At 57.9% G+C, this 12,225-nt stretch carries 9 protein-coding genes, 3 tRNA genes and 2 pseudogenes; 9 read left to right on the top strand and 5 right to left on the bottom strand.

The window, feature by feature from the left end; all coding sequences use genetic code 11:
* Positions 1-25 precede the first annotated feature (25 nt).
* Positions 26-411 (bottom strand): annotated as a pseudogene (locus KMP13_RS20225) (transposase); the annotation flags it as partial.
* Positions 412-524: 113 nt separating this feature from the next.
* Positions 525-822: pseudogene (locus KMP13_RS20755) on the bottom strand (integrase catalytic domain-containing protein); the annotation flags it as partial.
* Between the two features lie 272 nt (positions 823-1,094).
* On the opposite strand from KMP13_RS20755, the gene KMP13_RS20220 reads away from it, so the two are divergent.
* From KMP13_RS20220 to KMP13_RS20205, 4 genes are all read left to right on the top strand, one after another.
* A tRNA-Asp gene (locus tag KMP13_RS20220) sits at positions 1,095-1,171 on the top strand.
* A 55-nt stretch (positions 1,172-1,226) separates the two neighbouring features.
* A tRNA-Asp gene (locus KMP13_RS20215) sits at positions 1,227-1,303 on the top strand.
* A gap of 58 nt (positions 1,304-1,361) precedes the next feature.
* Positions 1,362-1,438: transfer RNA gene (locus tag KMP13_RS20210), tRNA-Asp, on the top strand.
* 129 nt (positions 1,439-1,567) lie between these two features.
* The gene (locus KMP13_RS20205; protein WP_215267835.1) at positions 1,568-1,960 is read left to right on the top strand and encodes an acyl-CoA thioesterase; all 393 of its coding nucleotides are present in this window, start codon (positions 1,568-1,570) and stop codon (positions 1,958-1,960) included.
* A 57-nt stretch (positions 1,961-2,017) separates the two neighbouring features.
* Here KMP13_RS20205 and KMP13_RS20200 read toward each other — a convergent pair whose 3' ends face one another.
* A complete protein-coding gene (locus KMP13_RS20200; protein WP_215267834.1) occupies positions 2,018-3,409 on the bottom strand; it encodes a M20/M25/M40 family metallo-hydrolase in 1,392 nt (463 codons plus the stop codon).
* A 328-nt stretch (positions 3,410-3,737) separates the two neighbouring features.
* Here KMP13_RS20200 and hemA point away from each other — a divergent pair, with 328 nt between their 5' ends.
* The 3 genes from hemA to ispG all read left to right on the top strand — a co-directional run bounded on the left by hemA (position 3,738) and on the right by ispG (position 7,517).
* Complete coding sequence (gene hemA, locus KMP13_RS20195; protein ID WP_353055738.1) at positions 3,738-4,961, top strand: 5-aminolevulinate synthase; 1,224 nt, start codon at positions 3,738-3,740, stop codon at positions 4,959-4,961.
* Between the two features lie 129 nt (positions 4,962-5,090).
* Complete coding sequence (locus tag KMP13_RS20190; RefSeq protein WP_215267832.1) at positions 5,091-6,296, top strand: helix-turn-helix domain-containing protein; 1,206 nt, start codon at positions 5,091-5,093, stop codon at positions 6,294-6,296.
* Between the two features lie 93 nt (positions 6,297-6,389).
* Positions 6,390-7,517, top strand: coding sequence for a flavodoxin-dependent (E)-4-hydroxy-3-methylbut-2-enyl-diphosphate synthase (gene ispG / locus KMP13_RS20185; RefSeq protein WP_215267831.1), 1,128 nt, complete (start codon positions 6,390-6,392; stop codon positions 7,515-7,517).
* Positions 7,518-7,594: 77 nt separating this feature from the next.
* Here ispG and KMP13_RS20180 read toward each other — a convergent pair whose 3' ends face one another.
* A complete protein-coding gene (locus KMP13_RS20180; protein ID WP_215267830.1) occupies positions 7,595-8,368 on the bottom strand; it encodes a DsbA family protein in 774 nt (257 codons plus the stop codon).
* Positions 8,365-9,777: a M48 family metalloprotease gene (locus KMP13_RS20175; RefSeq protein ID WP_251363981.1), complete on the bottom strand. Its 1,413-nt coding sequence runs from the start codon at positions 9,775-9,777 to the stop codon at positions 8,365-8,367. Before KMP13_RS20175 ends, KMP13_RS20180 begins: the two co-directional genes overlap by 4 nt.
* Between KMP13_RS20175 and KMP13_RS20170 the strand changes: the two genes are divergently transcribed.
* Entirely contained in the window at positions 9,740-10,888 is a 1,149-nt protein-coding gene (locus tag KMP13_RS20170; protein ID WP_215267829.1) for a pyridoxal phosphate-dependent aminotransferase, read from the top strand. The genes KMP13_RS20175 and KMP13_RS20170 overlap by 38 nt on opposite strands.
* Before the next feature lie 48 nt (positions 10,889-10,936).
* Positions 10,937-12,166, top strand: coding sequence for an N-acetylmuramoyl-L-alanine amidase (locus KMP13_RS20165; RefSeq protein ID WP_215267828.1), 1,230 nt, complete (start codon positions 10,937-10,939; stop codon positions 12,164-12,166).
* The last annotated feature ends 59 nt before the right edge of the window (positions 12,167-12,225 follow it).

Raw genomic sequence — 12,225 nt, 5'->3', positions numbered from 1 at the left:
CGTTACCGAAGGCCTGAACCTAGGCAATTTCCTTGATTCGCCGCTCAACGGCAGCCTGGTCCGTACGCCGGGACTTGAAATGGTAGGCGGACGTGTCAAAGCAGATGGCCCAACAGGCCCTCCGGATCGACACGCCCCAGTCGACGCACATCCCGATAACAATCTCGCGCAAACAGCTAGGTTTCAGAGCTTTCGGCGGATGACATCCTGCAACATCTCGCGGTCGAGGGTGAGGTCGGCCACTATCTTTTTTAGCCGCTTGTTCTCGTCTTCCAGCGCCTTCAGGCGGCGCATCTCATCCGGCAGCAGGCCACCGTACTTCTTCTTCCAGTTAAAGTAGGTCGTCTGGCGGATCCCAACCTTGCGGCAGATCTCAGCGACCGGGGTCCCTCGCTTGCCCTGCTTCAGGATGAACGTCTTCTGCGCCTTCGTGAACTTTCATGCCTTCATGTATTTCCGCTCCTCTCCCAGCCAGGAAAATTTGGCAGAAAACTCCAGCTCCGAACGATCCAGTTTTCAGGGGGCAGAGCAACTGGACTGGTTGTCTCGGTACCGTTGTCACTGACAATTGTCTTTGGCATGCTGCGGGCCTGAATGATCGCGTCCAATTCGCGTGTCAGTCGCACGTCTGACCGCGACGTGTCGGGCACATGCGCGAAACATTCGCGAGTGAAATCATCGACAACGGCGAGAACGCGGAACCTGCGCCGTTGTGTTATCCTTTCGGTGATTGCCTGCAATCACCGAAAAGGCGTCTGAAACTAAGTCCAGGCTCTAGCGCTCGTTAATGGCCTCTGGCAAGGCCATAGTAGTCCTTGTACCAGTCATTGCCACTTCAACTGGATCTGCCGAACTCACCTATTGTTTAGGCAGCAGTTGGTGCTCACACAGCCTCGAGCGACGTACAGTTGATGCGAAGTGGCATGACTGCTATGCTGGCGTGTCGCGGTTTTTCGTGTGTGGTCAAGGTCTTGTCCCGGCTGCGATAAAAAAAGCTTCGAAATCAGCGAAAAACCCATTTCACCGCTTGACGCCTCAAGGGGCTGAGAATATTACACCCCAACGTTCAGCGGCGACGCTGAATGTGGTAGCAAGCGGTTGTAGCTCAGATGGTTAGAGTACCGGCCTGTCACGCCGGGGGTCGCGGGTTCGAGCCCCGTCAACCGCGCCACTGCCCCTCCCTAGGGTTACAGGGCCGCCCCGGATGGGGATCGAAAGTAGGATGCGCGGTTGTAGCTCAGCTGGTTAGAGTGCCGGCCTGTCACGCCGGAGGTCGCGGGTTCGAGCCCCGTCAACCGCGCCACTTTCCCCACACCTTGGGTCACGGGTCTGCCTCGATAAGGGGCTGGAAAATATAACGCGCGGTTGTAGCTCAGCTGGTTAGAGTACCGGCCTGTCACGCCGGGGGTCGCGGGTTCGAGCCCCGTCAACCGCGCCACTTTTCTTTGCAACGGCCCCGAAAGGCGGCCGTTTTTGTTTTGCTTCCCCTTTGTAAGCCGTTGATAGTGTTAAGTCGCACGACGTGAAATATGCAGGGTATCTGCATGTAAAGAATAGGAAGCTCGACATGACCGAAGTGGTCCAGCCCCCGGAAACACAACCCACCATCCGCGTGATTGCGATGCCAACCGACACCAATCCGGCAGGCGACATCTTTGGTGGCTGGCTGATGAGTCAGATGGACCTTGCGGCGGGCACAATTGCGGCACGTTACTCCAAGGGGCGGGCGTCAACGGTGTTTGTCGATGGGATCCAATTCCACAAGCCGGTGTCGGTGGGCGATGAAGTCTCGCTTTATGCTGAGATGGAAAAAGTCGGTCGCACCTCGATGAAGATCAAGGTCCGGGTCTGGAGCCGTGCGCGCCACCAGGAAGACAGCAAACCAGTAACAGAAGGTGTGTTCACCTTTGTGGCGCTGGATGAAAACGCGCGCCCGCGGCCTGTAAACGGCGAAGCGTAAACGCAAAAGCCCCCACCGATGCGGCGGGGGCTTGATGATGTTTCAACGGGGGACGCGTTAGCGTGACAGCGCGTCCAGAATACGCGCCCAGCTGCGAATGCCCTTGTGGAAGCTTTTGACGTCGTATTTCTCGTTCGGAGAATGGATGGCGTCGTCCTCATTGGCAAAACCAACCAACATCGAATCCAATCCCAAAACGGTTTTGAAATAGCCCACAACTGGGATGGAGCCGCCCATCCCGGCAAAAACCGCCTCACGCTCCCATTCGTCCGACAGGGCACCGCGGGCTTTTTCGAATTCGGGACGATCAAGGTTCATGACAGAAGCAGGCGCGCCGTCTAGATCATTGTCCCAGACAACTTTTGCATCGACGCTCAACCGGTCTTCCACGTGTTTGCGGATCTTGTCACGCAAGGAGGCCGGGTCCATGTCGCCCACCAGACGGCAGGTGATTTTGCAATGGGCCTCGGATGGGATCACGGTTTTGGAGCCCGCGCCATTGTAGCCGCCCCACAGCCCGTTCACCTCAAGCGTTGGGCGCGCCCATTGTTGTTCGAGGGTGGAGTAGTCCTTTTCCCCGTGAGCTTGGGTATATCCCACACCGCTGAGGTATACGCCTTCGTCAAAGCCGCAGTTTTGCCATTGGCGCAGCTGGTCTTCGGGGACCTCATGCACACCTTCATAGAAGCCGTCTACCGCGACTTTTCCGGTTTCATCGTCATAAAAGGAGGTGACGATTTTGGACAGTTCGCGCAGCGGGTTCAGGCCGGGGCCGCCGTAATGGCCCGAATGCAGATCGATCCGTGGGCCGACAATGGTGAATTCATCCTTCACCATGCCACGCAGTTGCGACGAAATAGAAGGCACGCCGCGTGCGACCATAGATGTGTCACACACCAGCGCCAGATCGGATTGCAGCTCATCCGCGTGTTCTTTGAGGAAGGGCACCAGCGACGGCGAGCCGGACTCTTCTTCGCCTTCAAAAAAGAAGGTGATGCGGCAGGGCAGGGTGCCATGAACCGCAGCCCAAGCGCGGCAGGCCTCGACAAAGGTCATCAACTGCCCTTTGTCGTCTGATGAGCCACGTCCCCGGATCACGGGGCCATGGGCGGTGTCCTGAATTTCGGGTTCAAATGGCGGTGTGTCCCACAGATCAAGGGGGTCAACCGGTTGGACGTCGTAATGTCCATAAAACAGAACATGGGGCGTGCCCTCGGGTAGGTCTGCGCCGATTTGACCGGTGACCATCGGGTGGCCGGGCGTCGGGCGTTTTTCTGCCGCGATGCCGATGGATTTCAGATCCGTCACCAGCCAATCCGCGGCCCGATCCACCTCTGGCTTGTAGGCCGGGTCGGTCGAGATCGAAGGGATGCGCAGGAAGGTCATCAACCGTTCCATGGCGGCGTCCAGATCCGAGTCGATTTTCTCAAGCACGGGAGGTAATGACATGGGAGACTCCTAAAGGTCGTTCTGTTTTGCCCGGACGCTATCAGCGGTGCAGCAGGGACGCCAGCGCAGCTGTTACACTTGCCTATGTTTTAGGCAAAATCCACGCTATCATTAACGTACGATTAATATGTCGGTTTTGAGACGTTTGACCGCAGTGCAGAATGCTCATGTTTGTTGCTGTATGTGCGTTATATGCTTATTTGACATGCATCAAGGCAGCGGAGCCTGGGGATTGTAAACCATTTGCAGACTGATTACGGGCTGCAGATCGCCAGAAAGAGAGGCGGATTGGTTGCCCCAAAGGCCGCAATTATGGATGGAGACTATCGTGGACTATACCGCGCAACTCGACACTGCGATCGACCGCCTTCACGAAGAAGGACGGTACCGGACATTTATTGACATTGAACGCCGCAATGGTCAGTTCCCGCATGCGATGCGCACCCGTGCCGATGGCTCCCAGCAAGAAATCACAGTGTGGTGTGGCAATGACTACCTTGGCATGGGGCAGCATCCGGTTGTCTTGAAGGCCATGCACGAAGCGATTGACGCCACCGGTGCGGGCTCTGGTGGCACGCGCAATATCTCAGGCACCACCGTGTATCATAACGCGCTTGAGGCGGAACTGGCGAACTTGCACGGCAAAGAAGCGGCGCTGCTGTTCACCTCTGCCTATATTGCCAATGACGCGACGCTGTCCACGTTGCCGAAACTGTTTCCCGGGCTGATCATCTATTCTGACGCGTTGAACCACGCCTCCATGATCGAAGGGGTGCGCCGCAATGGCGGTGCCAAACGTGTGTTCCGCCACAATGATGTGGAGCACCTGCGCGAGTTGTTGGCGGCCGATGATCCAAGCACGCCCAAGCTGATCGCTTTTGAATCCGTCTATTCCATGGATGGTGATTTCGGCCCGATCAAAGAGATCTGCGATCTGGCGGATGAATTTGGCGCGCTGACCTATATCGATGAGGTCCATGCCGTGGGTCTGTATGGACCGCGCGGTGGCGGGGTGAGCGAGCGCGATAACCTTGCCCACCGGATCGACATTATCAACGGCACATTGGGCAAAGCTTACGGCGTCATGGGGGGCTATATCGCGGCCTCTGCGAAAATGTGCGACGCGGTGCGTTCATACGCGCCGGGCTTTATCTTCACCACCTCCATTGCGCCAGCGATTGCGGCAGGTGCAGCAGCGTCGATTGCGTTCTTGAAAGAAGACCAGGCCCTGCGTGCCCAGCATCAGGATATGGCCAAGGTTTTGAAGCTGCGTCTCAAAGGTCTGGGGCTGCCCATCATCGACCATGGCTCACATATCGTGCCGGTCATTGTTGGCAATCCTGTGCATACCAAAGTTCTGAGCGATCGCTTGTTGGAAGACTTTGGTATCTACGTGCAACCGATCAATTTCCCGACGGTTCCACGGGGCACCGAACGCCTGCGGTTCACCCCTTCTCCGGTGCATGGCTCTGGCGAAGTCGACAAATTGGTGCACGCAATGGACGAGCTATGGTCACATTGTGCGCTAAATCGCGCCGAACTTGCCGGGTAGCATACAGTTCAGTGTAAAAAACTTTTGAGTGTGTTATTCTAACCTCAACGAATGAGTGCGGCTGAGTCGGAATGTTGACTTCTGCCAAAACTCACATCGATTGCGGCAGGTTAAGATGGGACAGCAAGGATGATTGGGCGCCTCACGCAGCGCAGGTCCAAGACAGGAGTGGCTGTGTCCTCTCCCAAGAGCTTTGACGACTTTGAGTTGAAGCTCGGTGATGTTATGCGCGGTGAGCGGGCCACGATGGGTAAGTCCCTGTTGGACGTCCAACGCGAGCTGCGGATCAAAGCTTCCTATATTGCTGCCATCGAAAACACCGATCCTTCTGTGTTCGACACCCCTGGGTTTATTGCCGGTTATGTGCGCTCTTATGCACGTTACCTCAGCATGGATCCCGAGGTTGTTTTTGACCAATTCTGCGAGGAGAGCGGCTTTGAAGTGGCGCATGGTATGTCTGCCGATGCCTCCAGCCGCAAATCGAAAAACGTATCGGTACAGACCGGTGGTGGTTTGGGCGGCGATGCTTTTATCTCTCCCAGCACACCCTTTGCGCCGGCCACCGGCAGTTTCCTGAGCCAGATCGACCCGCGCGCCGTTGGATCATTGATTGTGCTGATCGGGCTGATTGGCGGCATTGGCTATGGTGCCTTGGCCGTTTTGAAAGAGGTCCAACAGGTTCAATTCGCACCGGTTGAGCAGGTGCCGACGGTTCAGTCCGAATTGGACCCGCTGCAAGGCGTGTTGCTGGCGGATGCTGAACAAGAGCAGGATCCCACGGCGCAAGCGCTGGATCGCCTTTATCGTCCACCTGCGCTAGACGTTCCTGTGCTTGTCTCACGCGACGCACCAATTTCCACGTTGAACCCGAACCAGTTTGGCAATTTTGTCACTCCGGATCGCCCGAGTATTTCGCTGGCTGACGCCAGTGTTGCCGCAGATCAGCCGGATGAGGCGTTGGCGACCTCACCCCAAGTTGTTGCAAATCTTGCGCCGCGCCTGACGATGGTGGCCATTCGCCCCTCATGGGTTCAAGTCACGGCCGCCGATGGCAGCGTGATTTTTGAGGCCATCATGGAAGCAGAACAGACCTTTAGCGTGCCGCTCACCGAAAACCCGCCGCGCCTGCGTACCGGCGAAAGCAGCGCGATCTATTTCGCAACCAACACTGCCCAGTTCGGCCCAGTTGGTGGACGCGGTCAGGTCACCAAAGAGGTGGAGCTGTCTGTCGGTGCCGTCTCTGACCGCTTTGCCCAGGTGGATATCGATGAAGCTCAGCACGAGGTTCTGGCCAAAGTGGTTGCAGAACTGCAAATCATACCAGACAGCGAGTAGTCGCAAGCTTCACCCTTTTGTTGCGCTGCTGTCATTGCAGGATCCACCATTCGCGCGTATCTAGACTGCAGTGAATGCAAGTGGGATCCGACCATGTCCATCAACCATATCCGCCCTTGGCGTAACATCGAACGCCGCAAAAGCCGTCAGATCATGGTCGGGAACGTGCCGGTTGGAGGGGATGCGCCCATCGCGGTGCAGACGATGACCAACACATTGACCACGGATGTTGCGGGCACCATTGCGCAGATCCAGGCCTCTGCCGATGCAGGTGCGGATATTGTGCGGGTCTCGGTCCCGGATGAAGCCTCGTCCAAAGCGTTGAAAGAGATCGTGGCCGAAAGCCCGGTGCCGATCGTGGCCGATATCCATTTCCACTACAAACGCGGGATCGAAGCTGCTGAGGCCGGAGCCGCCTGTCTGCGTATCAATCCCGGCAATATCGGCGACAGCGCTCGCGTAGCGGAGGTCGTTCAAGCGGCCAAGGATCACAATTGCTCCATTCGTATCGGCGTGAACGCGGGGTCGTTGGAGAAACATCTGCTGGAAAAATACGGTGAGCCGTGCCCGGATGCGATGGTTGAGTCCGGTCTGGAACACATCCGCATTCTACAGGATCATGATTTCCACAATTTCAAGATCAGCGTAAAAGCCTCTGACGTGTTTATGTCCGCCGCCGCCTATCAAATGCTGGCGGATGCCACCGACGCGCCCATTCACCTTGGTATTACCGAGGCCGGGGGGCTGATGTCGGGAACGATCAAGTCGGCCATCGGGTTGGGGCAGCTCTTGTGGATGGGGATCGGTGATACCGTGCGCGTCAGCCTGTCCGCGGATCCAGTGGAAGAGATCAAGGTCGGTTATGAGATCCTGAAATCCCTCGGCCTGCGCCATCGCGGCGTCAATATCATCTCTTGCCCGTCCTGCGCGCGTCAGGGGTTCAATGTGATCAAGACGGTTGAAACCCTCGAAGAACGTCTGGCCCATATCAAGACCCCCATGAGCCTGTCGATCATTGGCTGTGTGGTCAATGGTCCGGGTGAAGCGCTGATGACCGACGTGGGCTTCACCGGCGGCGGGGCAGGGTCCGGCATGGTGTATCTGGCCGGTAAAGCCAGCCACAAAATGTCCAACGATCAGATGGTGGATCACATCGTGGAAGAGGTGGAAAGGAAAGCCGCCTCATTGGATGCAGAGGCCGCAGCGCAAGCGGCGGGGTAACGCGCCAGACATTATGTTCGACGAAAAAGGCACCCATTGCAGGGTGCCTTTTGTATTTGGAACTTCGAAAAGTCGGCTTAGCCGTTTTCGGCGCGTTGCTCTTGGATCATAGTTTTCATCTGATCAAACGGCAGGTAGCCGCGCACCAGCTCGTCGCCCAGAATAAAGGTCGGCGTGCCGCCGATGGACATATTGCTGGCCAGCTGACGGGTGCGGCGCAGCTCGCTGGTGACGGCTTCGGTGTTCATACCCTCTAGGATCTTGGCGGTGTCAAACCCAAAGCTGTCCGACAGACGAGACAGAATGATTTCGTTGGGCTCGCCTGGCATTTCCATCAAGGCATCGTGGATGGTCTTATAGGCCTCGGGCCCTTCGATATGTTTGGCGGCAATCGCAAAGCGTGAGGCGACCACAGAGGATTCGCCCAGGATCGGCAGCTCTTTGATGATCAGGCGGATATTGCCGTCTTGCGCCAGCAGCTGTTCCACTTCGGGTTTGGCACGACGGCAGAAGCCGCAGCGGTAGTCCATGAATTCGACCACGGTGATGTCGCCCTCTGGATTGCCACCAACCCAAGAATAGCCATCATCCACCAGTGCGGCCAGATTGTGCTGGACCAGCGATTTGTCACGTTCTGCTTCTGCAACGGCGTTGCGCTGTTCCAGAATGTCGATGGCCTCCAGAATGACCTGCGGGTTTTCCAGCAGGAATGCACGCACCTGCTCGCCAAACTCCGCTTGTTCATCAGCCGTCATAGCGCCCAGATCCAGGGCGGCTGCGGGCAGGGTGAGGGCCAGTGCAGTTACTGCGGAGGCGCTGAACCGCTTTACTGTTTGAGCCAGAGACGTCATCGTTTCTTCCTTTTTTCATACCGTTCTGCGGCAATCAGTACATCCTGTGCACGTCGCCAGGCCGCAGAGCCATTGGGGAGGAGGCCAGAGGCCCGTTTTGCATGAACACCTGCATCGCTTAATCGTCCCCGCAGCGCGTAACGCTCGGCGGTTACAAGAGATGCCATACCGTTTTGTCCGGTCTTTGCATAGGCTTGCGCCATGTCGCGCAGCAATGCGTTGTTGCGAAAATCGATGGAACGCGCCCGTTCGAGTGTTTTTAGGGCAGCACTGGGTTGTCCAGAAGCCAATTGTGCCCGACCAAGACTGGCCAGAATCAGCGGATCACGCGGCACGTATTGTACGGCGCGATTGTAGGTTGCCAAAGCTTGCGACCAACGTCGGTTCTCCATCAGGAACTGCCCGCGCAGCTCGTGGTAAAACCCGTCCTGAGGCCGCAGGCGCAGGGCGCGGTCGATGGAGGCCAACGCCTTGTCCAGCTTGTTGGTGCGGTGATAGGCGACGGCCTCGCGCATGTGTTTGACGTCTTCAAACGGATCGCTGGCCGCGCGGCGCATGGTCCATTTCGGCGCGCGTAGAAAGGCCGACAGCTTGCCCTGGACCCGGTCCAGCCAATAAGTCGCCTGCGGATCATATGCGCCGCGATCGCCGTATGACGCAACAAACGCCTTGGCCGCGCGAATTCGGTCCCGCGACAACGGGTGGGAGCGGGTGTAGGGGTCTTGGTTCGCGGCGCTCAGTACCTCTTGACCGGCAAAGAGCTGATGCACATCCACCATGCCCTGCACTGGAATGCCCGCCTGATAAAGGATCGTGGCTGCGGTGCGATCTGCGGCGCTTTCTTCGGCGCGGGTATGGGACAGGAAATTACGCTCAGCCGAGCTGCGAGTGCCAAGGGCGATGCCCGCTGCCGCCTCACCACCGCCAGCCGCCGCCGCCAACAGAGCAAGCGCGGCGCCTAAGCCCGCCGCCGACCGCGCAGAGCGCAGGTTCTCCAGCCGCCGCGCTAGATGGCCATTGGTGATATGGGACGCCTCATGTGCGATTACCGCCTGCAGCATTTCCGGCGACTTCACCTTTAGGATCAGCCCGTAATGGATGAATATCGTGCGTTGATCGATGACAAAGGCGTTGAGCGTGGATTGGTTGACCACCAGGATGCGCACTCGTTTGGGGTTGAGCCCCGCCGCGCTGAGGACCGGCGCCGCCAGTTGGGTCAGCCCGTGTTCGATATCAGCATCGCGCAACAAGCCAATCGATTGCGCATGCACGGCTGTTGCCACCCACATGACAAAACCAAAAACCAAGGCTGGGATTGACGTCAGCCGGTATACGCGTTCAAAGACCATGACCGCACCTTGGGAGATCGGAATGCGAAACTCAACCCGCTCTAATGTGGATCCCTTCATTGTGATGGATGTGATGGAAGCCGCACGTCAAGCCGAGGAAGCCGGACGTCACATTATCCATATGGAAGTGGGCCAGCCATCGACCGGAGCGCCCGCAGGGGCGCGGCGTGCTGTGGCGGATGCGTTAGAGCAGGACGCGTTAGGATATACCGTTGCTTTGGGGAACCCGGAACTTCGCAAACGCATCGCAACCCTTTATGGTGATTGGTATAATGTCGACCTGAACCCCGACCGCGTAGTTGTTACACCGGGTTCCTCCGGGGCCTTTACGCTTGCCTTTACCGCGCTGTTTGACAGCGGCGATCGCGTTGGCATTGGCGCGCCGGGCTATCCGTCCTATCGCCAGATCCTGCATGCGCTTGGCATGACGCCGGTGGATATCCAGACTGATCCGGAAAACCGCCTTCAGCCGGTGCCATCTGATTTTGCTGACCTTGATCTGGCCGGGCTGATGGTGGCGTCACCTGCCAACCCAACGGGCACCATGCTGGACAGCGCTGCCATGCAGGGGCTGATCGAGGCGACACAGGAGCAGGGCGCAGCGTTTATCTCGGATGAGATCTACCACGGGCTGGAGTATGAGGCCAAAGCGGTCACCGCGTTGGAGCTGACGGATGACTGCTATGTCATCAACTCCTTTTCCAAGTTTTTCTCCATGACTGGTTGGCGCGTGGGATGGATGGTTGTCCCCGAAGACCACGTCCGAGTGGTGGAGCGGATCGCGCAGAACATGTTCATCTGCGCCCCGCACGCCAGTCAGGTCGCAGCCCTCGCAGCGATGGACTGCGAAGAGGAGATGCGCGGCAATCTGGCTGTCTATGCCAAGAACCGCGAATTGATGCTCAAAGGCTTGCCCGAGGCCGGTTTCACCAAGATCGCGCCGCCGGATGGGGCGTTTTATGTCTATGCGGATGTGTCCGAGCTGACGACCGACAGCCGCGCCTTTGCCCGTGAGATTCTGGATGAGGCCGGAGTTGCCGTCACACCGGGTCTTGATTTCGATCCGGTTCGCGGCGCCACGACACTGCGGTTTTCCTATGCGCGATCGACCGCTGACATTGGCGAAGGTCTGAAACGGTTGAAAACTTTCATGGCATCTCGCGCGTCTTGACGACATGATGTGGGAAAACCGCATGAGGCAGGCAAAGACACTATGCGAATGAAAAACCTGTTGGGCGCATTGGGTGCCGTATTTCTTTTGGGTGGTCTGGCCTTCGCGCAAGAGTTCAGCGGTCTGGCTCGGGTGGATGCGACGCAGACCTCGGCGACAGATACGCGGGGTGGGGGGCAGATTGAACTCTCACTCAGCCAAGGCGTGCCCTACCGCATATTCACGCTCGACGCGCCGCGCCGTCTGGTGCTGGACTTTCAAGAAGTCGACTGGACCGGTTTCCCCGAACGAAACTTTCTGGCCACCGATTTTGTGACCGACATTCAATATGGCACCTATGTGCCCGGCTGGTCGCGGCTGGTGATGGAACTTGGCGCGCCGATGAAAGTCGACACGGCCGCGCTGAGCGTTGACGACGTAACTGCTGGTGCGCTGCTGTCTATCGCCCTTGTCGAGTCTGACGCCAACCGGTTTGCACAATCGGCCGGCGCGCCACAGGACCCCCGCTGGGATCTGCCCGCGCCTCAGGATTTGCCACAGCGGCTTGCCAGCAACCCGGATGCGCCCTTGATGATCGTGTTGGACCCCGGTCACGGCGGTATTGACCCCGGCGCCCAGGCCGAGGTGCAGGGGCGCACGGTCTCGGAAAAAGACATTGTGCTGCAATTCGCGCTGGAACTTGGCGACATTCTGCTGCGCTCTGGCCAGTTCGATGTGCGTTTGACCCGCAATGACGACTACTTTGTCTCACTGGAACGCCGGATCGCGCTGGCGCATTTGGCAGGCGCAGATTTGTTCGTGTCGCTGCATGCAGACTCGCTGTCGGCTGGATATGCCCATGGCACGACGATCTACACGCTCTCGGATGAGGCATCGGATGTTGCCTCGGCGAAATTGGCGGAGCGTCAGGAACGCAGCCAGTTGCTGTCTGGAACGGATTTAAGCGACACTGATGATATTGTGGCAGATGTCCTGCTGGATCTTGCGCGGGTAGAGACACATCCACGGTCGCTCAATCTGGCGCAGTCCATCTCGGATGCGCTGACGGTCCACGGGGGGCCAATGAACCGCCGCCCCTTGCGGTCTGCGGGGTTTTCAGTTCTGAAATCTGCCGATATTCCGTCCGTCCTGATTGAGATCGGGTTTTTGTCCAGCAAACGGGATCTGGACAATATCCTGGATCCGGATTGGCGACTAAGATCGGCGCGTGGAATTTTGAACGGATTGCTCGCCTGGCAGGAAGACGACGCCGCGCGCAAAACTTTGGTGCGACAGTAGACATATTCCAAATCAGCCAAGAATTGCCGACTGCCTCACAGCAGGTTGAACATGTGATA

This window comes from Epibacterium ulvae, assembly GCF_018678075.1.
GTDB lineage: Bacteria > Pseudomonadota > Alphaproteobacteria > Rhodobacterales > Rhodobacteraceae > Epibacterium > Epibacterium ulvae_A.
The sequence above is the reverse complement of the archived record's forward strand: the minus strand, read 5'-3'. Positions and strand labels throughout refer to the sequence as shown.